The organism is Bhargavaea massiliensis, from assembly GCF_050480245.1.
Classification (GTDB): Bacteria; Bacillota; Bacilli; order Bacillales; family Anoxybacillaceae; genus Anoxybacillus.
Genome location: NZ_JBCNEQ010000017.1, coordinates 33,417 through 56,453, shown reverse-complemented (window position 1 = coordinate 56,453; position 23,037 = coordinate 33,417). Strand labels below are relative to the sequence as shown.

23 protein-coding genes and 1 pseudogene are annotated in these 23,037 nt (G+C 41.4%); 17 read left to right on the top strand and 7 right to left on the bottom strand.

Annotated elements, in window-relative coordinates; all coding sequences use genetic code 11:
• Nucleotides 1-8: 8 nt before the first annotated feature.
• Nucleotides 9-323 carry a hypothetical protein gene (locus tag ABEV15_RS04455; protein ID WP_498852466.1) on the bottom strand — a complete coding sequence of 105 codons (315 nt, stop codon included), beginning with the start codon at nucleotides 321-323 and terminating at the stop codon, nucleotides 9-11.
• Nucleotides 324-469: 146 nt separating this feature from the next.
• Here ABEV15_RS04455 and ABEV15_RS04450 point away from each other — a divergent pair, with 146 nt between their 5' ends.
• Nucleotides 470-1,678, top strand: a complete 1,209-nt coding sequence (locus tag ABEV15_RS04450; RefSeq protein ID WP_498852465.1) for an argininosuccinate synthase — start codon at nucleotides 470-472, stop codon at nucleotides 1,676-1,678.
• On the top strand, nucleotides 1,675-3,051 hold the full coding sequence (gene argH / locus ABEV15_RS04445; protein WP_498852464.1) for an argininosuccinate lyase: 1,377 nt from the start codon (nucleotides 1,675-1,677) through the stop codon (nucleotides 3,049-3,051). Before ABEV15_RS04450 ends, argH begins: the two co-directional genes overlap by 4 nt.
• Nucleotides 3,052-3,063: 12 nt before the next feature.
• Here the strand turns inward: argH and ABEV15_RS04440 are convergent, their stop codons facing one another.
• A complete protein-coding gene (locus ABEV15_RS04440; RefSeq protein WP_429633795.1) occupies nucleotides 3,064-3,516 on the bottom strand; it encodes a universal stress protein in 453 nt (150 codons plus the stop codon).
• Nucleotides 3,517-3,622: 106 nt separating this feature from the next.
• Here ABEV15_RS04440 and ABEV15_RS04435 point away from each other — a divergent pair, with 106 nt between their 5' ends.
• Both ABEV15_RS04435 and ABEV15_RS04430 read left to right on the top strand, forming a co-directional pair.
• Nucleotides 3,623-3,751 carry a hypothetical protein gene (locus tag ABEV15_RS04435; RefSeq protein WP_498852463.1) on the top strand — a complete coding sequence of 43 codons (129 nt, stop codon included), beginning with the start codon at nucleotides 3,623-3,625 and terminating at the stop codon, nucleotides 3,749-3,751.
• 91 nt (nucleotides 3,752-3,842) lie between these two features.
• The gene (locus ABEV15_RS04430; protein WP_429633791.1) at nucleotides 3,843-4,604 is read left to right on the top strand and encodes an SDR family oxidoreductase; all 762 of its coding nucleotides are present in this window, start codon (nucleotides 3,843-3,845) and stop codon (nucleotides 4,602-4,604) included.
• Nucleotides 4,605-4,621: 17 nt separating this feature from the next.
• Here the strand turns inward: ABEV15_RS04430 and ABEV15_RS04425 are convergent, their stop codons facing one another.
• Nucleotides 4,622-5,716, bottom strand: a complete 1,095-nt coding sequence (locus ABEV15_RS04425) for a M24 family metallopeptidase (RefSeq protein WP_498852462.1) — start codon at nucleotides 5,714-5,716, stop codon at nucleotides 4,622-4,624.
• A 105-nt stretch (nucleotides 5,717-5,821) separates the two neighbouring features.
• Here ABEV15_RS04425 and ABEV15_RS04420 point away from each other — a divergent pair, with 105 nt between their 5' ends.
• Both ABEV15_RS04420 and ABEV15_RS04415 read left to right on the top strand, forming a co-directional pair.
• The gene (locus ABEV15_RS04420; RefSeq protein WP_429633787.1) at nucleotides 5,822-6,499 is read left to right on the top strand and encodes a metal-dependent hydrolase; all 678 of its coding nucleotides are present in this window, start codon (nucleotides 5,822-5,824) and stop codon (nucleotides 6,497-6,499) included.
• Nucleotides 6,500-6,573: 74 nt separating this feature from the next.
• Nucleotides 6,574-7,884, top strand: a complete 1,311-nt coding sequence (locus ABEV15_RS04415) for a DRTGG domain-containing protein (protein ID WP_429633785.1) — start codon at nucleotides 6,574-6,576, stop codon at nucleotides 7,882-7,884.
• 15 nt (nucleotides 7,885-7,899) lie between these two features.
• On the opposite strand, the gene ABEV15_RS04410 is transcribed toward ABEV15_RS04415, so the two are convergent.
• Nucleotides 7,900-8,199, bottom strand: coding sequence for a YtpI family protein (locus tag ABEV15_RS04410; RefSeq protein ID WP_498852461.1), 300 nt, complete (start codon nucleotides 8,197-8,199; stop codon nucleotides 7,900-7,902).
• Nucleotides 8,200-8,298: 99 nt separating this feature from the next.
• Between ABEV15_RS04410 and ABEV15_RS04405 the strand changes: the two genes are divergently transcribed.
• Nucleotides 8,299-9,246: a DHH family phosphoesterase gene (locus tag ABEV15_RS04405; RefSeq protein WP_498852460.1), complete on the top strand. Its 948-nt coding sequence runs from the start codon at nucleotides 8,299-8,301 to the stop codon at nucleotides 9,244-9,246.
• An 8-nt stretch (nucleotides 9,247-9,254) separates the two neighbouring features.
• Here the strand turns inward: ABEV15_RS04405 and ytrI are convergent, their stop codons facing one another.
• Nucleotides 9,255-9,755, bottom strand: coding sequence for a sporulation membrane protein YtrI (ytrI, locus tag ABEV15_RS04400; RefSeq protein WP_429633779.1), 501 nt, complete (start codon nucleotides 9,753-9,755; stop codon nucleotides 9,255-9,257).
• On the bottom strand, nucleotides 9,752-10,090 hold the full coding sequence (gene ytrH / locus ABEV15_RS04395; RefSeq protein WP_429633777.1) for a sporulation membrane protein YtrH: 339 nt from the start codon (nucleotides 10,088-10,090) through the stop codon (nucleotides 9,752-9,754). The genes ytrI and ytrH overlap by 4 nt, the downstream gene beginning before the upstream one ends.
• Nucleotides 10,091-10,203: 113 nt before the next feature.
• Between ytrH and dnaE the strand changes: the two genes are divergently transcribed.
• From dnaE to ABEV15_RS04355, 8 genes and pseudogenes are all read left to right on the top strand, one after another.
• Entirely contained in the window at nucleotides 10,204-13,425 is a 3,222-nt protein-coding gene (gene dnaE, locus ABEV15_RS04390; protein WP_498852459.1) for a DNA polymerase III subunit alpha, read from the top strand.
• 96 nt (nucleotides 13,426-13,521) lie between these two features.
• Nucleotides 13,522-13,788: pseudogene (locus tag ABEV15_RS04385) on the top strand (NAD-dependent malic enzyme); the annotation flags it as partial.
• A 226-nt stretch (nucleotides 13,789-14,014) separates the two neighbouring features.
• A complete protein-coding gene (locus tag ABEV15_RS04380; protein ID WP_498852458.1) occupies nucleotides 14,015-14,617 on the top strand; it encodes a FadR/GntR family transcriptional regulator in 603 nt (200 codons plus the stop codon).
• 69 nt (nucleotides 14,618-14,686) lie between these two features.
• The gene (gene accD, locus ABEV15_RS04375) at nucleotides 14,687-15,559 is read left to right on the top strand and encodes an acetyl-CoA carboxylase, carboxyltransferase subunit beta (protein ID WP_498852457.1); all 873 of its coding nucleotides are present in this window, start codon (nucleotides 14,687-14,689) and stop codon (nucleotides 15,557-15,559) included.
• Nucleotides 15,544-16,521 (top strand): acetyl-CoA carboxylase carboxyl transferase subunit alpha, encoded by a 978-nt coding sequence (gene accA / locus ABEV15_RS04370; RefSeq protein WP_498852456.1) that lies wholly within the window; start codon nucleotides 15,544-15,546, stop codon nucleotides 16,519-16,521. Before accD ends, accA begins: the two co-directional genes overlap by 16 nt.
• 183 nt (nucleotides 16,522-16,704) lie before the next feature.
• Nucleotides 16,705-17,664 carry a 6-phosphofructokinase gene (gene pfkA / locus ABEV15_RS04365; RefSeq protein ID WP_429633917.1) on the top strand — a complete coding sequence of 320 codons (960 nt, stop codon included), beginning with the start codon at nucleotides 16,705-16,707 and terminating at the stop codon, nucleotides 17,662-17,664.
• Between the two features lie 48 nt (nucleotides 17,665-17,712).
• Entirely contained in the window at nucleotides 17,713-19,473 is a 1,761-nt protein-coding gene (gene pyk, locus ABEV15_RS04360; RefSeq protein WP_498852455.1) for a pyruvate kinase, read from the top strand.
• A 48-nt stretch (nucleotides 19,474-19,521) separates the two neighbouring features.
• The gene (locus tag ABEV15_RS04355) at nucleotides 19,522-19,914 is read left to right on the top strand and encodes an FxsA family protein (protein WP_429633929.1); all 393 of its coding nucleotides are present in this window, start codon (nucleotides 19,522-19,524) and stop codon (nucleotides 19,912-19,914) included.
• A gap of 22 nt (nucleotides 19,915-19,936) precedes the next feature.
• Here the strand turns inward: ABEV15_RS04355 and ytvI are convergent, their stop codons facing one another.
• On the bottom strand, nucleotides 19,937-21,055 hold the full coding sequence (gene ytvI, locus ABEV15_RS04350) for a sporulation integral membrane protein YtvI (RefSeq protein WP_498852454.1): 1,119 nt from the start codon (nucleotides 21,053-21,055) through the stop codon (nucleotides 19,937-19,939).
• An 88-nt stretch (nucleotides 21,056-21,143) separates the two neighbouring features.
• Here ytvI and ABEV15_RS04345 point away from each other — a divergent pair, with 88 nt between their 5' ends.
• A complete protein-coding gene (locus ABEV15_RS04345) occupies nucleotides 21,144-21,599 on the top strand; it encodes a DUF441 domain-containing protein (protein ID WP_498852453.1) in 456 nt (151 codons plus the stop codon).
• A 254-nt stretch (nucleotides 21,600-21,853) separates the two neighbouring features.
• Nucleotides 21,854-22,972 (top strand): citrate synthase, encoded by a 1,119-nt coding sequence (citZ, locus tag ABEV15_RS04340; protein WP_498852452.1) that lies wholly within the window; start codon nucleotides 21,854-21,856, stop codon nucleotides 22,970-22,972.
• Nucleotides 22,973-23,037: the final 65 nt, after the last annotated feature.

Genomic DNA, 23,037 nt, shown 5'->3' with positions numbered 1-23,037 from the left:
TTACATTTTCATTGATGTATGCGATTTGTGACCGTTTGGTTCATCCGATACCAAATCCATAAATCATTGATGATTGAAGCGAGGGCGGCAATTTCAAAGTTGAGCGTGCATGAACGAGCAAAATCATTTTCTTCTCCAAGCTGTCTTTGTTTTTCATTAATTTGCTGTTCTAGTTCGATAATTCGATCAGGGATTTTCCCGCGAATCGTTTCCCACTCTAATAAAATCGCCGCTTGTTCTTCTTTTGTGTACATGTCCCATTCTTTTTGTAAATGTGGCAGGCGAATGCCTAGCCGTCCGTCATATATAAAATGTTCACTCATTTCATTCTCCCATCCTTTTCATTTATTAATTTTTATTTTAATCAAAATAGTTATTGAAAAAAAGAAAAATAGCTGTTACATTATTAATATGCAAAATGAATAAATATAAAAATATGGGTATTTTTATTCTTTGAGGAGGAACGATTATGGCAAATCCAAAAGTAGTACTCGCTTATTCTGGAGGTTTAGATACATCGGTAGCAATTAAATGGCTGCAAGAACAAGGATATGATGTTGTTGCTTGTTGTCTAGACGTTGGGGAAGGAAAAGATTTAGAGTTTGTGAAAGAGAAAGCGTTAAAAGTTGGCGCTGTGCAATCATATATGATTGATGCGAAAGAAGAGTTTGCGAATGAATATGCACTTATCGCTTTGCAAGCACATGCGCTGTATGAAGGAAAATATCCGCTCATCTCTGCGTTGTCCCGTCCGTTAATTTCAAAAAAGCTCGTTGAAATTGCTGAATTAGAAGGAGCAGTTGCTGTGGCGCACGGTTGCACAGGAAAAGGGAATGACCAAGTGCGCTTTGAAGTGTCCATTCAAGCATTAAATCCAAATTTAAAAGTGATTGCACCTGTTCGCGAATGGAAATGGTCGCGCGAAGAAGAAATTGAATATGCGAAACAACATAACATTCCGATTCCAATCGATTTAGATAGTCCGTTTTCTATCGACCAAAACTTATGGGGAAGAAGTAATGAATGCGGCATTTTAGAAGATCCATGGGTAGCGCCACCAGAAGAAGCGTATGAACTAACAACTGCGCTTGAGCATACACCAAATGAGCCTGATGTCGTTGAAATTGGTTTTGAGCAAGGGGTACCGAAAACAATTAACGGAAAACCATATTCGCTTGCAGAGCTTATTCTTGAACTGAATGCACTAGCTGGCAAACACGGTGTTGGTCGCATCGACCATGTGGAAAACCGACTCGTTGGGATTAAATCGCGCGAAGTATACGAATGTCCGGGAGCGATGACGCTCATTAAAGCGCATAAAGAATTGGAAGATTTAACACTCGTCAAAGAAGTCGCTCATTTTAAGCCGATCATTGAGCAAAAAATTGCGGAAGTCATTTATAACGGTCTTTGGTTTTCCCCATTAAAAGATGCGCTTGTCGCGTTTTTAAAAGAAACACAAAAAAATGTGACGGGCGTTGTACGGGTGAAATTGTTTAAAGGGCATGCGATTGTAGAAGGACGAAAATCGCCGTTTTCGTTATACGATGAAAAGTTAGCGACATACACAGCGGAAGACCAATTCGATCATCAAGCAGCTGTCGGATTTATTTCTTTATTTGGCTTGCCGACAAAAGTATATAGCATCGTCAACGGAGAAAAGAAGGTGAACGTGTGAAAAAGTTATGGGGTGGACGATTTACAAAAACAGCAGCACAATGGGTCGATGACTTTGGAGCATCGATCCATTTTGATCAACAGCTCGTTGAAGAAGACATTGAAGGAAGTATAGCGCATGTGACGATGCTCGGTGAATGTGGTATTTTGCCGCAAGAAGATGTCGAAACGATTAAAAAAGGGTTAACGAAGTTATTAGAAAAAGCGAAAAATGGCGAGCTTTCCTTTTCCGTCGCCTATGAAGATATTCATTTAAACATTGAAAAAATGTTGATTGATGAAATTGGTCCTGTTGGAGGTAAGCTTCATACGGGAAGAAGTCGAAACGATCAAGTTGCGACGGATATGCATTTATATTTGCGAAAACGGGTCATCGAGATCATCGAGCTCATTCGTCAATTGCAACGTGTGCTTGTGGAAAAAGCAGAACAACATATTGAAACGCTTATCCCTGGCTATACCCACTTACAACGAGCACAGCCGATTTCATTTGCTCATCATTTGATGGCGTATGTATGGATGTTTGAACGTGATCGCGAGCGTTTTACCGAATCGTTAAAGCGGATTAACAAATCGCCGCTTGGTGCGGGAGCGCTTGCAGGGACGACGTTTCCGATCGATCGTCATTTGACCGCCAAACTTCTCGGCTTTGATGGCATATATGAAAATAGTTTAGATGCTGTGAGCGATCGGGATTTTATTATTGAATTTTTAAGCAACAGCTCGCTTTTCATGATGCATTTATCTCGCTTTTGCGAAGAGCTTATTCTTTGGTCAAGCCAAGAGTTTCAGTTTATTGAAATGGATGATACATTTGCGACGGGAAGCAGTATTATGCCGCAAAAGAAAAATCCAGATATGGCTGAACTCATTCGTGGAAAAACAGGACGAGTGTATGGACATTTAATGGCATTATTAACAACGATGAAAGGATTACCGCTTGCTTACAATAAAGATATGCAAGAAGATAAAGAAGGCATGTTTGACACGGTTCAAACGGTCATCGGTTGCTTAAAAATTTTCGCCGGCATGATTGAAACGATGACGGTTCGGACCGATGTAATGGAAAAAGCAACGAAACAAGATTTTTCAAATGCAACAGAACTAGCGGATTATTTAGCGAAAAAAGGTGTGCCGTTTCGCGAGGCGCATGAAATCGTTGGAAAGCTTGTACTGACATGCATTGAACGCGGCGTTTTTTTAGCTGATTTGCCGCTCGATGTATATCAACAAGCTTCGCCGTTATTTGAAGAAGACATTTATGAAGTGCTTGATCCATATATAGCAGTCAACCGTCGCACAAGTGCAGGAGGAACAGGATTTATCGAAGTAAAAAAAGCGATTGAGAAAGCAAAGCAAATGATAGAGGCATAAAAGCGTTCGCTTTTATGCCTCTGTTTGTTCCGGTGTGCGTACGACGAGTACGTCACATTTTGCATATCGTGTAATATGTTCGGAAACGCTTCCAATGAAAAATCGTTCGACTGCGCTCATCCCTGTTGCACCACAAACGATTAAATCAACTTCATACTTTGGAGCAACTTCTTTGGAAATTTTCACTTTTGGGGAACCGTATTCGATGTCTGTGATGACTTCTTTCACTCCTGCATCAATCGCTTGTTTTTCGTATGATTGTAACAGTTCCTTTCCGAATTTTTCTGCACGCTCGGCAACCGTCCGATCGTATGCTTCAATTGTCGCAAATGAACGAACGTCAATAATGTGCGAAAGAACAAGCGAAGCATCGTTACGTTTGGCAATTTCAATTGCTTTTTTAAACGCCCATTCCGCTTCTTTTGAGCCGTCGACAGCAACTAAAATTTTTTTATACTTGTACATAAGCACTCCCCCAATAAAAAATTTTCCTTTCCATTCAAGTATATCATTTTTTGTAAAACAAACACTACGTATTGTCGAAAAATTTATGATGAAAGGGGACGAAACGATGCGAGAGAAAGAAAAAAAAGAACAGCTTTATTACGATGAGGAAGGCGTAGCTCAAGTGACTGAACAAATTACAGACGCATACAGTAGCGGCGTTATTGAACAAGATGATAAACAAAAGAGGCGATAGTGCCTCTTTTGTTTATCCGAGCATAACATATGTTTTCCTCTGTCAGTTTGTAGTACGATAAACGTAGCAAAGCATAGATGGAGGGATAATCGTGAGACATGCGATTGTAACGGCAGGGACGAAAGGGCTCGGAAAAAAAGTGACAGAGCGGTTTTTAGAAAAAGGATATGGTGTCACCGTTCATTACCGAAGCGACGTACAAGCGGTTGAAGCGTTGAAAGAAGCGTATCGTCATTGCCATGACCGACTTCATTTTGTGCAAGGGGATGTGACGAACAAAGAAGATTTAGTTCGTCTCGTGGATGAAGCGTTAGCGAAATTCGGTCGAGTCGATTACTTGATTCATAATGCAGGCCCTTACATATTCGAGCGAAAAAAGCTGGCGGATTATACTGATGGCGAATGGTATGAAATGATTGAAGGAAATTTAAGTGCGATGTTTCACTTGTTTAAGCGAGTTGTCCCAATCATGCGCAGCCAGCGATTTGGGCGCATTGTGACGTACGGTTTTCAAGGTGCCGATCATGCGCCGGGATGGATGTATCGGTCAGCGTTTAGCGCAGCAAAAGTTGGTCTTGTATCGTTGACAAAAACGATTGCGCTTGAAGAAGCGGAGTATGGCATTACAGCAAATATGGTTTGTCCAGGAAATATTATTGGGGAGATGAAAGAAGCGACAATTGCATATGCCCGAAAGTTGAAGGATGACATGACACCGATTGGACGTTCAGGGACAGGGGAGGATATTGCGCGCGTTGTTGAGTTTTTATGTGATGATCATTCGGATATGATTACAGGGGCAGTTATTGAAGTAACCGGCGGTCTTGACGTTATTCATCGGTATCGAAAATAGGCTGCCAACATGACAGCCTATATGATTTGTAACTCTTTTGGATATGTTGTTAAAATGAGCGGTCCTTTTTCAGTCATATAAATGTCATCTTCAATGCGAACGCCACCGATCGATGGGACGTAAATGCCAGGTTCGATCGTAAATACCATTCCAGCTTGGAGAGGCATGGTGTTTGTTGCGTTCATTGACGGATATTCATGAATATCAATGCCAAGTCCATGCCCGATTCGATGAGGGAAATATGCTCCATATCCTTCTTGTTCGATGAGCGAACGAGCCGCTTTATCAATGCTTCCGATGGAAACGCCGATTTGGCAAGCATGAATCGCCGCTTGTTGTGCTTCGGAGACGGTGTTGTATATTCGTTTTTGTTCTTCGGTCGGTTGTCCAAATACGACCGTGCGCGTAATATCGGAACAGTATCCATCAAGCACAACACCGAGGTCAAATAACACAAAATCTCCCGCTTGGATGCGATTCATCCCCGGTACACCGTGGGGATGGGCGCTATTTGTTCCGGTAAGCACCATCGTGTCAAACGCCATCGTGCGTACACCTTGTTTTTTTAATTCATATTCAATGGTAGCGATTATTTCTAATTCTGTTTTCCCTTCTTTCAGCGCGCGGACACCGACATCGACTCCGAAGTCAGCTAATTCGGCTGCTTGACGAAGCGTTTGGAGCTCTTTTTCATCTTTTGTCATACGTAGTTCATGGATCGTATCAGTCAAATCGAAACATGATGCATGAGAAAAGTACGATTGAAGTTGCTCGAGACGGCTTACGGTCATATGCGATTTTTCAATCCCGATCTGTTCAGTTTGTATATGTCGTCGTTTTAATTCATCACGCAACATATGCCATGGATCATGCACATCATCATAGCTGACGATGGAATATGACCAGCCTGCTTGTTTCGCTTGGTTGGCATCCATTTCTGGGCAAATAAGAAACGGTTCTTCGTTAGGAAGTACAACAATGGCCAGTAGTCGTTCATGGGGATTGCTGTAAAAGCCACTAAAATAAAAAACGTTTGCTGTTGATGTAATAAAAGCCCATGATCCGTTCATTTCTTTTAGTTTTTGTTGGAGTTTGCCTACTCGTTCCATCATATTCACATCCTTTCCTTTTCAGCTTATCATGAATGAAAAAAGAAGGAAATAGTGCAAAAATGAAGAAAAGAAATGATGTAAAAAACAAAGAAAGGAGAATGGATCATGAAGCTCACTTATCACGGGCATTCAGCCGTAAAAATTGAAACGAACGGAAAAACGATTTTCATTGATCCGTTTATCACAGGCAATCCGATGACAGATTTAAAACCAGAAGATGTGCATGTCGATGTCATTTTACTAACACATGGTCATAATGATCATGTCGGTGATACAGTTGCATTAGCAAAGCAAAATGATGCGCTTGTTATTGCTCCTTATGAATTAGCTACATATTTAAGTTGGAAAGGTGTTCGCACTCATCCGATGCACATCGGCGGATCATTTACGTTTGAGTTCGGTAAAGTAAAATTGACGCAAGCGTTTCACGGCTCTAGCTACGTAGAAGAAAACGAAACGATTATTTATACAGGTATGCCAAGTGGCATTTTGTTTTACGCGGAAGGAAAAACGATTTATCATGCGGGAGATACTGCGTTATTTTCCGATATGAAACTGATCGGAGAAATGAACGATATTGATGTAGCTTTTTTACCAATCGGCGATAATTTTACAATGGGGCCAGAAGATGCGGCTGTTGCGGCAACATGGTTAAAAGCGAAAGTTGTTGTTCCGATTCATTACAATACATTCCCTGTCATTCAACAAGATCCGCAACGGTTTGTGGCGATGATCGAAGGTGTTGGCCGCGTATTGCATGTTGGCGAAAGCATAGAACTATGAAAACGTTCATTGAATGCAGTCAGACACACCCTTATAATAAAAAGTAATAAACTGTCGAAAAAGGGTGGGGCAACTTGACGATTACGAAGCACGAACAAATTTTGCAATATATTGAGAGTTTACCGATCGGAGAAAAAATATCCGTTCGCCAAATCGCAAAAGAAATGGGAGTAAGCGAAGGAACAGCATATCGCGCCATTAAAGATGCAGAAACAAAAGGGTATGTTAGTACGATTGAACGTGTCGGCACGATTCGAATTGAACAAAAAAAGAAAGAAAATATCGAAAAGCTAACGTATGCGGAAGTCGTCAATATTGTTGATGGTCAAGTGCTCGGAGGGAAGGAAGGATTACATAAAACATTAAATAAATTCGTCATCGGTGCGATGAAGCTTGAAGCGATGATGCGCTATACGGGTTCGGGTAATTTATTGATCGTCGGAAACCGAACAAAAGCGCATGAATTAGCGCTTGAAGCTGGGGCAGGTGTGTTGATTACAGGCGGTTTTGATACGGAAGACCATGTGAAAAAATTAGCGGATGAGCGGCAGCTGCCGATTATTTCGACAAGTTACGATACGTTTACGGTTGCGACAATGATTAATCGCGCCATTTACGACCAACTCATTAAAAAAGAAATCGTTCTTGTTGAAGATATTTTAACGCCATTTGAAAAAACAGCATATTTGTATGTCACAGACGAAGTAGAACGGTGGTATGAGTTAAATCGGGAAACGAAGCATAGTCGTTTTCCAGTGATCGATCAACAATTAAAAGTGCAAGGCATTGTGACGGCAAAAGATATTATGGGATATGAACGCGATGTGTCGATTGAAAAAGTGATGACGAAACATCCGATTACGGTAAGTGGGAAGACGTCAGTCGCTTCCGCATCGCATATGATGGTATGGGAAGGAATTGAAGTGTTGCCGGTTGTCGATGAATACAATCGACTTCAAGGAATTATTAGCCGTCAAGACGTATTAAAAGCGTTGCAACTCGTGCAACGTCAGCCGCAAGTCGGTGAGACGATTGATGATATTGTCACAACTCAGTTTTTAACTGAAACGGTTGACGGTGTTTTTCGTTGCAACATTACGCCGCAAATGACAAACTATTTAGGAACGTTATCGTACGGAGTGTTTACAACGATTGTAACTGAGGCAGCTACGCGAGCTCTACGCCTCCATAAACGTGGTGATCTTGTTGTAGAGAATATTACCATTTACTTTATTAAGCCTGTACAAATTGATAGCGTCATCGATATTAAACCGAAGTTGTTAGAAATTGGACGTAAATTCGGAAAGGTTGATGTTGAAGTATTTAATGAAGGAACGCTCGTCGGAAAGGCGTTAATGATGTGTCAATTGCTTGAACGACAATAGGCTGCATACAGCAGCCTATTTCGTTTCCTCCGCTTCTTTTACTGCAAGCGGGAAATAATAGCGATGGGCACGATAGCCTGCCCATATGCTTCCTGCCCCAAAGAGAATAAAAACGATGCCGATGATGAGCGAAACCGTCGAGCGATGAATGAGAAATTGGTTGATTGCGAAGAAAAATACGAATGAGCCGAGCGCGATGCTTGATTTTGCGCTAATCCATTTTCGCTCCATCGGTTTTTTGCTGCGGAAATATTTGATTTTGTAAAACAAGTAAAACGCAAGTGAAAAAACAATAAGGATAACAAATATTGGCATAACTAGTCCTCCGACATAAAAAATCGTTGCGTGATTATTTTACATCTTTTCGAATCATAATAAAATATGTTTTAATGGAGAAAAAAAGGGAGAATCGTCATGGAACAAAAAGTTTTGGAAATTATTGAAAACATTCGGCAGTTTAATACGATTATTATTCACCGCCACGTTCGCCCAGATCCTGATGCGTACGGTTCGCAAGGGGGACTAGCTGAGCTCATTAAAGCCTCATTTCCAGAAAAACAAGTATATACGGTTGGAAAGGATGAGCCATCGCTCGAATTTTTGCGCAAAATGGATGTCATCCCTGATGAAATGTATAACGATGCACTTGTCATTGTTTGCGATACAGCAAATGAAGAACGAGTATGTGATCAACGTTATAAACTTGGGAAAAAGATCATTAAAATTGATCACCATCCAAATGAAGACCCTTACGGAGATGTGTTATGGGTAGATACAAACGCAAGCTCGGTTAGTGAAATGATTTATGAGTTGTATTTAATCGGAAAAGAACATGGTCTCGTTTTAACGAAAAAAGCAGCGTGGCTCATTTATGCGGGCATTGTTGGAGATACAGGCCGTTTCCTGTTCCCAAGCACAAATCCGAAAACATTTAAATATGCTAGCGAGTTAATTGAATACGGATTTTCGTTTGTTGATTTGTATGATCAACTATATCGAACAAAACTATCCATTGCTCATTTAAGCGGATATATATTGCAAAATTTCGAACTATCCGAACATGGGGTTGCCCATATGATATTAACAAAAGAGTTATTGAGACGATACGAAGCGACACCATCAGAGGCTTCTCAACTTGTTGGTGTGCTTGGAAATATTGAAGGAATACAGGTATGGGTGTTTTTCGTTGAAGAAGACGATCAAATTCGCGTTCGTCTTCGTTCGAGAGGGCCAATCGTTAATGAAGTGGCAAAAAAATATCGTGGTGGTGGCCATCCACTCGCGGCGGGAGCAACCATTTATTCGTGGGAAGAAGTCGATCACGTATTGGCCGATTTAAATGAAGTATGCAAGCAACAGTAGATCTCTTTCTACTGTTGCTTTAATTTCACTTCAATAGATACGTTTGTGAAAAATAAAATCGTTTCAATATCGAGATGGTATTTCTGATTGTCGATGATGTACGTTTTATTTTCAATTGCTTTTTTTAATAGTTCTTTGCTTTTATATACGGTTTCAATATCTTTGGCGGTTATATGTTGAATATCTTTCTTTATATCTTCTTCAATTCGAAAAGTTGTATACGTGTCGATGCCGTATGATTGAGCATTGATCACTTTTATATGGATGGATTGAATTGTCAACCGTTTTTTATTTTCTTTATTTAGTTGAACATAATCTTGTTGCCAAATGTTTAAATCGTGTTTCAATTGGGCAATCATTTCTTGTTGTGTTTTCAGTTGACGAACTTGTTTCTCTTGTAAAATGCCAAAAATTTGTGAGAAAACGATCCAACTCACGATTGCTCCGATCGCGGCGCCAGCGAAAAAACGTTGCCATCCTGGATCGCGTGCATATGGTGGGACTCTCATGCTCCATGCTCCTGTGTAAACCAGCGAATAAACGTCATTCCTGTTTGTGCACCGCCGGTTGCTGATAAAATGATTAAAAATTGCTTAATCACATCGCGTGTTTCTCCTTGGAAAAAGCCGCGTTCAACGCTATAAAACGTATCAAACGTACCACCAATCGCTGCAATGAGCGCCCAAATTTTTAAACTGCTTGCAAATCGATACATCATCGTTAGCGGCGGTTCTCCAGATAAAAAGGCGCCAAATCCACCGATTAACGCACCACCAACTAACACACCTAAAGCGATGAAATAGCTTTGAATAAAAGTAGGTAAAAACGCTGTTTTCATCTCCATCTTGCTCACTCCTTCTATATACTATGTATATGGGACAAACAAACAAGGTATGTTTTGCTTTTAAGCTTTTATAGAGAATATAATAGAAAAAAATAGAGAAGGTGGGAGACACGTTGTCGTTTATCCATCTACAAGTGCGAAGTGGTTATAGCTTATTAAGTAGTACAGTAAAAATTGAAGAGCTTGTCACACGTGCGCACGAGCTCCAATTTTCAGCCGTTGCGCTAACGGATGAAAACGTATTGTATGGTGTCATTCCGTTTTATGAAGCGTGCAAAGCATATGGAATTAAGCCGATCATTGGCATGATTGCGACGGTAATGAATGAACATGATGATACGGATCAACTCGTGCTGTTAGCGAAAAATAACCGTGGGTACCGCCAACTCGTTCAGATTGCCACCATCATTCAAATGAACGGTGGAAAGGGGATTTCCTTATCTCATTTATCGGGATATACGAGCGAATTAATCGGTATGACAAGCGGGGTGCACGGGCGAATAGAACAACATTTGTTAAATGGCGAAATCGCTCGAGCAGAAGCGCTTGCTCAAATGTACACTGAAATATTTCAGCAAGGCGATTTTTACATAAATGTTCAACAACACGGGTTGCCAGAGCAAGCAAAATTGTTGCCGCTACTTCTTGAATATAGTAGACGATGGAATATCCCGATCGTTGCAACAAACGATGTACGCTACATATATAAAGAAGATGCGCTTGCATGTGAGTGTTTGCTTGCGATGAAACACGGAAAGAAAATGAATGACCCGAGTCGTCCGCACTTTTCAACAAATGAATACGATTTAAAAAGCGCAGATGAAATGATCTCGTTATTTTCAATGTGTCATGAGGCGGTGGAGGAGACAGTAAGCATTGCAGAACGATGCGATGTGACGTTTGAGCATGAACAATGGCATATGCCTCGCTATCCTGTTCCTTTAGGGACGACTGTCGATGAATATTTGGAAACGTGGTGTTGGGAGGAATTAGAAAAACGTTTTCCTGATCGTCCGCAAGCATATGTGGCTCGGTTACAGTATGAACTGCAAATCATTCAACAGATGAACTTTAGCGACTACTTTTTAATTGTCGCTGATTTTGTCCGTTTTGCGCGTGAACAAGGCATACTCACAGGACCAGGACGCGGTTCAGCTGCAGGTTCACTCGTTGCTTACATACTCGGAATTACACAAGTAGACCCGTTACAATATGGGCTTTTGTTTGAGCGTTTTTTAAATCCAGAACGTTTGTCGCTCCCAGATATTGATATCGATTTTCCCGATCATCGTCGTGAGGAAGTTATTCGTTATATTGAAAAAAAATATGGAAAAGACTACGTTGCGCAAATTATCACGTTCGGGACATTTGGAACGCGCTCAGCCATTCGTGAAGTCGGCCGTATTTTTGACGTGGACGAACATGAAATCCAGCAAACGTTAGCTATGGGACTCTTAGATGATATGCGTCCATGGCATCGCGTTGCGCGCCGGATTGAAGGACTACCAAAGCATACGTCGATTCATGCCGCAGGTATTGTCATTAGTCCACGTCCGTTAACGGACATCGTCCCTCTTCAAAGCGGACAAACGACAACATATGTGACGCAATATGCGATGGATGCGCTTGAACAACTCGGATTATTAAAATTTGATTTACTTGCGCTGAAAAATTTAACGATGATCGAGCAAATGATTGATAGCATTGAACAGCGTACAGGTCATCGCTTGCGATTTGAAAACGTGCCGCTTGATGACGACCAAACGTATGCGCTTTTAAGCCAAGGGGATACATTTGGCGTGTTTCAGCTTGAATCAGAAGGAATGAAACGAGTATTGCGCGAATTACAACCGACAACGTTTGAAGATATTGTTGCGGTAAACGCTTTATTTCGTCCAGGCCCAATGGAACAAATTCCAACATACATTTCTCGCAAACATGGTCGCGAACCGATCGCTTACATTCATGATGATTTGCAACCGATTTTACAGTCGACATACGGCGTCATCATTTATCAAGAACAAATTATGAAAATTGCTGAACAAATGGCGAACTTTTCATTAGCAGAGGCTGATTTACTACGGCGAGCAATAAGTAAAAAAGACGCTAGGCAAATGGAAAAGGAAAAGAAACGTTTTATTGAAGGATGCATACAAAATGGATATGCTGCCTATATCGCTAACGAATTGTATGAGTTAATTGTTCGTTTTGCTGGATATGGGTTTAACCGAAGCCATGCGGTAGCATATAGCTACATCGCATATATGCTTGCATATATAAAAGCCCATTATCCACTCGATTTTTACGCAGCTTTATTAACAAATGTAAGCGGACAAAAAGAGAAAATGGTGCAATGTATATATGAACTTCGGAAAAAACGCATTCGCTTGCTCCCTCCTTCCATCGGACGAAGTGAAGAACATTTTACCGTTGATGAAAACGGCATTCGCTTTGGGCTGTTAGCAATTAAACAAGTGAGTTTCGCCTTTGTCAAACAAATGATTCGCGAGCGTCAAAAACGTCCGTTTTCCGATTTTTTTGATTTTGTCTCTCGACTACGCATCGAGTCTTCACAGAGAAAAATAGTCGAAGCGCTTATTTTTTCTGGCTGTTTTGACGAATTTCATATCGATCGGGCCACTCTTTATGCAAGTATTGACGTTGCTCTTAAGCATGCGGAGTTGCTTACACCGCTTCTGGATATACGACCGAAATACGTTCACGCTGAACCGTTATCGCTCATCGATAAACTAAAGTACGAAAAACAATGGCTCAACGTATACGTCTCCCCGCATCCTGTTGAATCATTTTCACATTTTTATTCAATGTGGGGGGCGAAACGAATGTATGAATGGGAAATGGAAAATGCCCATTATGGCAAAGTGATCGCATATGTTGAGGAGGTGACGAAAAAACGGACAAAAAAAGGGGAAGAAATGGCGTTTGTTACGATTTGTGATGATAGCGATGAATGGCAGGCGATTGTATTTCCAACGAGCTATGGACGTTTTCAGTCTTTATTGCAACAAGGAAACGTGTTGTATATGGAAGGAAAAATAGAGCAGCGAGTAAATGGCTGGCATCTTATTGTCCAACAAATGAGAAAACCTGTATGTGTATATGTAAAAATTGATAAACAGCACGCAGCACCAACTTTGTTGCAGCAGTTAAAAAATGTGTTCATTACTCACCGTGGCTATGCACCTGTCATTTTGTATTATGAAGCAGAGCGGAAAAAAGTTCAGCTTTCTCATGAATATGCTGTTTCTCCAACTGATGAATGCATCCATCAGTTAATCGCATTGCTAGGGGATGGGAATGTCGTCGTGAAATAAAAATGCTTTACTACTTTTCATTTTTATTTATATTTTTTTTTATAGAAGTTAAGTGGTCAGACCAGTTAGCGACCACTTCGTGGGGAGGAATATGTGGTGTCGTTGTTTGAAGAAGCGCTCCATATGCATGAACGTTATCAAGGAAAGCTTGAAGTGAAAGCGAAAGTGCCGTTAAGAAACGCCTATGATTTAAGTTTGGCGTATTCTCCCGGTGTGGCCGAACCGTGCAAAGTGATCCATCAAGAACCGAGCAAAATATACGATTATACATTAAAAGCGAATACGGTGGCGGTTGTATCGAATGGGAGCGCAGTATTAGGACTTGGAAACATTGGGGCGGAAGCAGCATTACCAGTCAATGAACAAATGAAAATAGCTGCAGTTGAAGCGATTGCTCATTTAATTGCCGAAGATGAATTGCGTGCGGATTATGTCATTCCAGCTCCGTTTGATCCGCGCGTTGCTCCAGCAGTCGCCGCTGCTGTGGCGAAAGCTGCGATGGAAACAGGAGTGGCCCAAGTGATTGTCGATCCAAAAGAGGTAGAAAAACGAACACGGCAATTAGCAGTCATTGTAGGTGAGAGCGAGCATGACTACCTCTAAAGTGTACATTGAAACGTTTTGGCAAATTCATCGTATGATTGAAGAAGCTGGTCTTCAACCTGGCGATCGGCTCCCATCTGAACGAGAGCTAGCCGACCGATTACAAGTCGGACGCTCTTCTGTCCGCGAAGCGCTCCGAGCACTAGAGTTGCTTGGGCTAATTGAAACGCGTCGTGGAGAAGGAACGTTTATGAGGCCATTTGGGGATCATCAGCTTATTCATTTGCTCAGCTCGTTTATTTTACAAGGAAATCGGGAAAAAAGAGATTTAATCGAAACCAAACTACTTACGGAAAGAATGTGCTTACAGCTTGCTTGCAAACGAATGACGGACGAGAAGCTCGAGCGCATTGCACAAGCTGAACGTACGTATCATTCGTTTTTCCGACGGATTGTGGAAGCAACGGATAATTATTTATTGCTGCGCATATGGCTTGTATTAAGCGATTTTTTTGAACACGTATATACGGTCGAGCTCCCTTCCGAATGTTACGAACAGATGTGGACGGCACTCCAAAAGCGGTCGTGCGAAGAAGCAACAGCCGTTTATGAACAATACGTGATGCAAAAAATGTCGAAAGAGAACTGACACAATATGATAAAAAAAGTTGTCTAAATTCGGTAAACTAGAAATGGACCAAGTAGGGGAGGGAAACATGTGCTGAAAGATTTGTTCTCAAAAAAGAAGAAATACGCCACCATTCCATCTGAACAAGCGAAGCAAGACGTGCCAGAAGGCATTATGACGAAATGTCCGAAGTGTAAAAAAATCATGTATACGAAAGAACTAGTGAAAAATTTACGCGTTTGTATATCGTGCGGCTATCATCATCCGATGTCTGCTCCTGAACGTATTGCGTGCTTATTAGATGAAGGAACGTTTTGTGAATATGACCGTCACCTTCTTTCTAAAAACCCGCTCGAATTTCCTCAATATATGGAAAAACTCGAGGAAGATCGGGAGAAAACAAAGCTGAATGAAGCTGTTGTCACAGGGGAAGGGGCGATTAACGGTTTTCCGATCGTGATCGCGGTGATGGATTCACGTTTTCGCATGGGAAGTATGGGATCGGTTGTTGGAGAAAAAATTGCGCGTGCGATTGAACGAGCGATGAAAAAATCAGTTCCTTTTATTATTTTTACCGCTTCGGGTGGGGCGCGTATGCAAGAAGGTGTGTTAAGTTTAATGCAAATGGCAAAAACAAGTGCAGCATTAAAACTGTTTAGTGAACAAGGTGGGTTAATTATTTCCGTCATGACTCATCCGACGACAGGTGGTGTATCAGCAAGTTTCGCCTCGCTTGGAGATTACAATTTTGCTGAACCAGGGGCGCTCATCGGTTTTGCAGGACGGCGCGTCATTGAACAAACCGTTCGTGAGGAATTGCCAGATGACTTTCAAACAGCGGAATTTTTATTGAAACATGGACAACTAGATGCGGTGATCCCGCGTCATGAACTAAAAGACACATTAACGAATGTATTAGACATTCACCAATCGCGAGGTGGAGAAGAATGGCATACGAATTAGAATTTGAAAAACCGCTTGTAGAATTGCGAAAAAAAATTAGTGAATTAAAAGAATTTACAAAGCATCGCGATGTTGACTTTTCCGATGAAATTAATAAATTAGAAGCTCGACTTGAAAAGCTGGAAAACGACATTTATGCGAACTTAAGCGCGTGGGATCGTGTGCAAATTGCGCGCCATCCGAATCGACCAACAACGCTTGATTATATTGAACGATTGTTTACAAACTTTTTCGAATGTCACGGTGACCGTTGTTTTGGTGATGATGAAGCGATTGTAGGAGGAATTGCAAAATATCGCGGATTGCCTGTTACCGTTATCGGTCATCAACGTGGAAAAGATACGAAAGAAAATATTCGTCGCAATTTTGGTATGCCGCATCCTGAAGGATATCGAAAAGCGCTTCGCCTTATGAAGCAGGCAGAAAAATTCGGGCGCCCAATTATTTGTTTTATTGATACGAAGGGGGCATATCCGGGAAAAGCAGCAGAAGAACGTGGACAAAGTGAAGCGATCGCGCGAAATTTATTTGAAATGGCTGGGTTAACTGTTCCGGTCGTATGCATTGTGATCGGTGAAGGTGGAAGCGGCGGTGCGCTTGCTCTTGGTGTCGGCAACTATGTTCATATGCTTGAAAATTCAACGTACTCTGTGATTTCGCCAGAAGGGGCAGCAGCAATTTTATGGAAAGATGCATCGCTTGCGAAAAAAGCTGCTGAAACGATGAAAATTACAGCAAAAGATTTAAAGCAGCTCGGTGTTATTGATGAAATCATTCCAGAAGTGCGTGGCGGAGCGCATCGAAACGTCGATGAGCAAGCGAAATACATTGATGAAGTGCTTCATCGTTCATTGCGTGAATTGCTTCCATTAAACGCTGAACAATTGATTACACAAAGATATGAGAAATATAAAAAGATCGGCGATTTTGTTGAGTCTCAACAACATGTATCGGTCATGTAAAAAGGTCATCATGTGATGGTCTTTTTTACATGAAATAAACGACTTTGGGTAAACTTTTTGTAGCGCGAAAAAAGCAACGTTTTGTGAAACATTTCATTATGTATTGTGTTCCTTATACCTTCGTGTTATCTTAAAGTAAGAGATCATACTTCTTATTTTACTTTTTTAAAGAGGTGAAGGGCAATGAAAAGAATTGGTGTGCTTACGAGCGGTGGCGATTCGCCAGGAATGAATGCGGCCATTCGTGCAGTTGTTCGAAAAGCAATTTATCACGGTTTGGAAGTGTACGGCATTTACCACGGATATGCAGGATTGATTGCCGGAAATATTAAAAAGCTTGAAATTGGAGATGTTGGCGACATCATTCATCGTGGCGGAACGATGTTATATACGGCTCGCTGTCCAGAATTTAAAACGTTAGAAGGACAGTTAAAAGGAATTGAGCAGTTAAAAAAACATGGTATTGAAGGACTCGTCGTCATCGGTGGTGACGGTTCATATCAAGGAGCGAAAAAATTAACAGAGCACGGCTATCCTTGCGTTGGTGTGCCAGGAACGATTGATAACGACATTCCGGGAACAGATTTTACGATCGGTTTTGATACAGCGTTAAATACTGTTATTGATGCCATTGACAAAATTCGTGATACGGCAACATCTCATGAGCGTACATATGTGATTGAAGTCATGGGTCGTCATGCTGGTGATATTGCGCTTTGGTCAGGTCTTGCTGGCGGAGCCGAAAGCATTTTAATTCCAGAGGCTGATTATGATATGGACGAAATTATCGCACGTTTGAAACGAGGACATGAGCGCGGCAAAAAACATAGTATTATCATCGTTGCAGAAGGTGTCGGTAGCGGGGTTGAATTTGGAAAGCGCATTGAAGAAGCAACAGGTTTTGAAACGCGTGTCACAGTATTAGGGCACGTCCAACGCGGCGGTTCACCAACAGCATTTGATCGGGTGCTCGCAAGCCGTTTAGGCGCACGCGCGGTAGAATTATTGCTTGAAGGAAAAGGTGGACATTGCGTCGGCATTCAAAATAATCAACTCGTCGATCATGATATTATTGAAGCATTGGCGCAAAAACATACGGTTGATCAAAAAATGTACGAGTTATCAAAAGAACTTTCAATTTGATGGTTATTTATGGTATCGTTTCCATATACAAAGTGTAGGAGGATGTCTATGCGCAAAACAAAAATTGTTTGTACGATCGGTCCAGCGAGTGAAAGTGTAGAAAAGCTTGTGCAACTCATTGAAGCGGGGATGAATGTTGCTCGCCTTAACTTTTCACACGGAAATCATGAAGAACATGCAGCGCGTATTCGCAACATTCGCGAAGCGGCAAAAATGACTGGAAAAACGGTTGCGATTTTATTAGATACGAAAGGACCGGAAATTCGTACGCATAACATGGAAAACGGGGCGATTGAGCTAAAAACGGGTGCTGAAGTTACGATTTCTATGAAGGAAGTGCTCGGTACGCCGGAAAAATTTTCGGTTACTTATGAAGGATTAATTGATGATGTACACGTCGGTTCAACAATTTTATTAGACGATGGGTTAATCGCTTTAGAAGTATTAGCTGTTAATGAAGCAGCAAAAGAGATTAAGACGAAAGTGTTGAATGGTGGTGTACTGAAAAATAAAAAAGGTGTAAACGTTCCAGGTGTAAAAGTAAAATTGCCAGGCATTACGGAAAAAGATGCAGCTGACATTCGTTTTGGTATTGAACAAGGGATCGATTTTATTGCTGCATCGTTCGTTCGTCGTGCTTCGGATGTGCTTGAAATTCGCGAATTGCTTGAGGCGCATAATGCATTGCACATTCAAGTTATCGCAAAAATTGAAAACCAAGAGGGCGTAGATAACATTGACGAAATTTTAGAAGTCGCAGACGGCTTAATGGTTGCTCGTGGAGATTTAGGGGTTGAAATTCCAGCAGAGGAAGTGCCGCTCGTACAAAAAGAGTTAATCAAAAAATGTAATGCGCTTGGAAAACCGGTTATTACAGCGACGCAAATGCTCGACTCGATGCAACGCAATCCACGGCCGACTCGTGCGGAAGCAAGCGACGTGGCAAACGCGATCTTTGATGGAACAGATGCGATTATGCTTTCTGGTGAAACGGCAGCAGGTGCTTATCCAGTAGAAGCGGTACAAACGATGCATCGCATCGCTTTGCGTACGGAGCAAGCATTACAATACCGCGACTTATTATCGAAACAAAGCAAACGAAGCGGCACAACAATTACAGATGCTATCGGACAATCGGTTGCTCATACGGCTTTGAATTTGGACGTAGCAGCGATTGTCACGCCAACAGTAAGCGGTCATACCGCGCGCATGATTTCGAAATATCGTCCAAAAGCGCCAATTATTGCGGTTACATCTGATGAAGCAGTTTCACGTAAATTATCGCTTATTTGGGGTGTTTACCCACAAGTTGCTCAACATGCAACATCGACAGACGAAATGCTTGATATTGCAGTTGAAGCAGCTATTGATACAGGTATCGTAAAACATGGCGATCTTGTTGTCATTACAGCAGGTGTTCCGGTTGGCGAAACAGGATCAACGAACTTAATGAAAGTACATATGATTGGCGATATGATTGCAAAAGGACAAGGAATTGGGCGGAAATCGGCATTCGGAAAAGTCGTTGTAGCCAAAACAGCACAAGAGGCGCTTGAAAAGATGATTGAAGGTGGCATTTTAGTTGCTCCAGCAACAGATGCAGATATGATGAAAGCATTAGAAAAAGCTGTCGCAATCATTACAGAAGAAGGCGGTTTAACGAGCCATGCTGCTGTTGTCGGCTTAAGCTTGGGTATTCCGGTGATCGTTGGTGTAAACAATGCAACAGCCCTTTTAAAAGATGGACAAGATATTACGGTAGATGCCAGCTTTGGTGCCATTTATCGCGGTCATGCAAGCGTGCTATAATAAAGAAGGGGACGCCCCCCTTCTTTTCTTATTTTGGAGGGATGTATGTTGCGGAGTATCTTTTTGCTCCTTTTTATCGTTATTCCAGCGTTAGAAATTGTCGTTCTTGTGTTGTCAGGAAAGATGATTGGAGTGTGGCCAACATTTTCGCTTATTGTTGCGACGGGCATCATCGGTGCGTTTTTAGCGAAGCGACAAGGATTATATACGCTTGAACGGGCGAAGCATGAGTTGATGAACGGGCGTATACCGAGCGATGCGTTATTAGACGGTGTTTGTATTTTAGTCGGTGGGACGTTGTTGTTAACACCAGGGTTTATTACTGATATCGCGGGTTTTATTTTGCTTTTCCCGTTCGCGCGAGAGAAAATGAAACCTTGGCTTGTGCGCGTATTTAAATGGATTTTTTATACAAAAACGTGGATTTACATTCGAAAATAAAGAAGCATAAGCAAACGCGAGCTTATGCTTCTTTTTTTCCAATAATAAAATGCCAAATATCTTGAAATACACCAGCATGATGTAGCGTGCGGCCAATGACAAGTAATACAGGTCCGACAATTAAGCCGAGAAACCCGATCAATTTGAAACCAACGAATAAAGCGATCAATGTAGCTAACGGATCGAGCCCGATATTAGAGGAAAGAAGTTTCGGTTCCATCACTTGTCGCTGCACGAGAACGACAATATACAACACGCCAAGACCGATCGCAAAATGAGTATCACCGCTCATCGCTGCGTAAACAATCCATGGGACGAAAACTAAACCTGTTCCTAAATAAGGTAACACATCTACAATGCCAATAATAAGAGCGATGGTAATTGCATATTCTACTCGCAACACAAGTAAGCCAACTAAGACGATCAACGTTGTAATGGAAATAAGTGTCGCTTGCGCTTTAAGAAAACCAAATAGCGCTTTTTTTAATTCTGCAAACACTTTTATGGTACTTGTTTGCACTTTGTTTGGCAACAGTTTTTGAAAAAATGCTTTTAAACGATACCAGTCTTTGCTGATAAAAAATGTAGCGAGCAACGAAAAAATAAAGATTGTTGCAAAATTAGGCAACCATCCAATAATCGAAGGAATATTTTGTAATATATTTTGAATAAATTGTCCGACCGTTGTGGCAATTTTTGTTCCAACGGATTGAATGTTCGTCATAATCGTATCTTGTTGTGACGTGTCTAAATTTTTAAATAGTGTAGCTAGCCGGTTGTATAGCGGAATCAACTGGCTGGCGACAAACTGTTCAATATAAACAACGAGTTTTTGAAAATGGTTTGGGACAACCGTCGCTAAATATTGTGTCCCTGCCACAATTTCTGCAATAAGAAGAGTGAAAAGCCCCGCAACAAGTGCAAGTAAAAAAATTAACACAACGATGACTGCCAGCGCCCTTGGCATTCTTGCTTTTTTCTCCATTACATCGACAATCGGATTAATGAAAAAGGCGATCGCTAACGCAATTAAAAACGGATACGTTAACGTGGACAAATAATATAAGCTTGCTAATCCAGCGATGGTCACCACGATCACAAATAAAAAACGCAGGGAACTGTACAAATATTGATTCGACACTCCCTCACCTCCCGTCTTTTGTCATTTACGACTATTATAATATACAATGGAAAAAAAGGAAAAGTTTCAGAGAAGGAGGGGATACTTGATGCAGCCGTTTATTTTTTTATTCATTCTTCTTGTCATTGGCATGATTGCGAAAAATCATTCTCTTATTGTGGCTGTCCTTGTTTTACTTTTTGTGAAAAGTATCGGGGTGGGTTCAAAAGTTTTTCCTTATTTACAACAAAAAGGAATAAATCTCGGTGTGACAATCATTACGATTGCTGTATTAGTTCCGATTGCATCTGGGAAAATAGGTTTTAAAGAACTGACAGAGTCCGTTCGATCGATTTACGCATGGATCGCGCTATTATCTGGGATTGCCGTTGCTTTATTAGCGAAGGGCGGCGTGACGTTGCTTGCGAAAGATCCGCATATGACGACCACGCTCGTGCTTGGAACGATTTTAGCTGTATCTTTATTTAAAGGTGTTGCTGTCGGTCCGTTAATTGGTGCTGGCATTGCGTATGTGTTCATGAAAATTGTTGATATATTTTCTTGATTTATTACTTTTTTATAATAATTGAATTATGCCTTCTTTTAGTTCACAAAAGTCTGATAATTGTTTATAATAATAGTGGAGCATGTACGAAACTATCGTGTATATTCCCCTGCTCGCTTCGTGAAGCGACTAGGTGAATATATAACAAAATGTAAGCATTTTCTTTGCGTTTTTATTCAGTTGTTTTGAGCAATCGCTCGACGACGCGTTTTGCATGGGAAAAGGGGAATAAAAGAGAAAAGGAGAGATGTAGCATGGCGGTAACTCGCGGTCTCGAAGGGGTTGTAGCAACCACTTCCACAATTAGTTCGATCATCGATGATACGCTCACATATGTTGGGTATAATATCGATGATTTAGCAGAACACGCAACGTTTGAAGAAATTGTTTATTTGCTTTGGCATCGCAAATTACCAAACAAACAAGAGTTAGAGACGTTAACAAAACAGTTAGCAGAAAATGCTGATATTCCGCAACAAATCATTGATCATTTTAAAATGTATCCGCTTGATCAAGTTCATCCAATGGCAGCGCTTCGTACAGCGATTTCATTCCTCGGCATGTACGATGAAGAAGCAGAAGCGATGAATCCGGAAGCAAACTATCGCAAAGCCGTTCGTTTACAGGCGAAAGTATCAACGATCGTTGCAGCGTTTTCGCGCATTCGAAAAGGATTAGAGCCTGTGCCACCGCGTAAAGATTTAAGCTTTGCAGCAAACTTTTTATATATGCTAACAGGCAAAGAGCCTGATCCGATCGCTGAGGAAGCGTTTAATAAAGCGCTCGTGCTGCATGCAGATCATGAATTGAACGCTTCAACATTTACAGCGCGCGTCTGTGTTGCGACTTTATCTGATGTATATTCTGGCATTACAGCAGCGATTGGAGCGTTGAAAGGGCCGCTCCACGGTGGAGCGAACGAAGCGGTAATGAAAATGCTGACGGAAATCGGCACGCTTGAAAATGTAGAAACGTACATTCATAACAAATTAAATAATAAAGAAAAAATTATGGGCTTTGGTCATCGTGTGTATCGTCATGGAGACCCACGTGCAAAGCACTTGAAGAAAATATCTGAAAAATTGACGAAGTTAACAGGTGAACCACATTGGTATGACATGTCGGTGAAAATCGAGGAGATCGTTACATCGGCAAAAGGTTTGCCACCAAATGTTGACTTCTACTCCGCTTCTGTTTACCATAGTTTAGGAATTGATCATGATTTATTTACACCAATTTTTGCGATTAGCCGCATGTCTGGATGGCTTGCACACATTTTGGAGCAATACGAAAACAACCGTCTCATCCGTCCACGTGCCGAATATACAGGACCTACGAGACAAGTATACGTGCCGCTTGAAGAACGTGCATAACATGCATAACAATGGTTGCTCAAGGTGAGAAACTCGCCTTTCTCACCTTTTTTATACTACATCAT

Coding starts and splice junctions, on each gene's coding strand:
- ABEV15_RS04455 (WP_498852466.1), bottom strand. CDS start 323: ATGAGTGAACATTTTATATATGACGGACGGCTAGGCATTCGCCTGCCA.
- ABEV15_RS04410 (WP_498852461.1), bottom strand. CDS start 8,199: ATGCCAATATTTGTTATCCTTATTGTTTTTTCACTTGCGTTTTACTTG.
- ABEV15_RS04425 (WP_498852462.1), bottom strand. CDS start 5,716: ATGATGGAACGAGTAGGCAAACTCCAACAAAAACTAAAAGAAATGAAC.
- ABEV15_RS04440 (WP_429633795.1), bottom strand. CDS start 3,516: ATGTACAAGTATAAAAAAATTTTAGTTGCTGTCGACGGCTCAAAAGAA.
- ABEV15_RS04380 (WP_498852458.1), top strand. CDS start 14,015: ATGACTACCTCTAAAGTGTACATTGAAACGTTTTGGCAAATTCATCGT.
- pfkA (WP_429633917.1), top strand. CDS start 16,705: ATGAAAAGAATTGGTGTGCTTACGAGCGGTGGCGATTCGCCAGGAATG.
- ABEV15_RS04405 (WP_498852460.1), top strand. CDS start 8,299: ATGGAACAAAAAGTTTTGGAAATTATTGAAAACATTCGGCAGTTTAAT.
- ABEV15_RS04420 (WP_429633787.1), top strand. CDS start 5,822: ATGAAGCTCACTTATCACGGGCATTCAGCCGTAAAAATTGAAACGAAC.
- ytrH (WP_429633777.1), bottom strand. CDS start 10,090: ATGGAGATGAAAACAGCGTTTTTACCTACTTTTATTCAAAGCTATTTC.
- ytrI (WP_429633779.1), bottom strand. CDS start 9,755: ATGAGAGTCCCACCATATGCACGCGATCCAGGATGGCAACGTTTTTTC.
- ABEV15_RS04450 (WP_498852465.1), top strand. CDS start 470: ATGGCAAATCCAAAAGTAGTACTCGCTTATTCTGGAGGTTTAGATACA.
- citZ (WP_498852452.1), top strand. CDS start 21,854: ATGGCGGTAACTCGCGGTCTCGAAGGGGTTGTAGCAACCACTTCCACA.
- accA (WP_498852456.1), top strand. CDS start 15,544: ATGGCATACGAATTAGAATTTGAAAAACCGCTTGTAGAATTGCGAAAA.
- ABEV15_RS04345 (WP_498852453.1), top strand. CDS start 21,144: ATGCAGCCGTTTATTTTTTTATTCATTCTTCTTGTCATTGGCATGATT.
- ABEV15_RS04435 (WP_498852463.1), top strand. CDS start 3,623: ATGCGAGAGAAAGAAAAAAAAGAACAGCTTTATTACGATGAGGAAGGC.
- pyk (WP_498852455.1), top strand. CDS start 17,713: ATGCGCAAAACAAAAATTGTTTGTACGATCGGTCCAGCGAGTGAAAGT.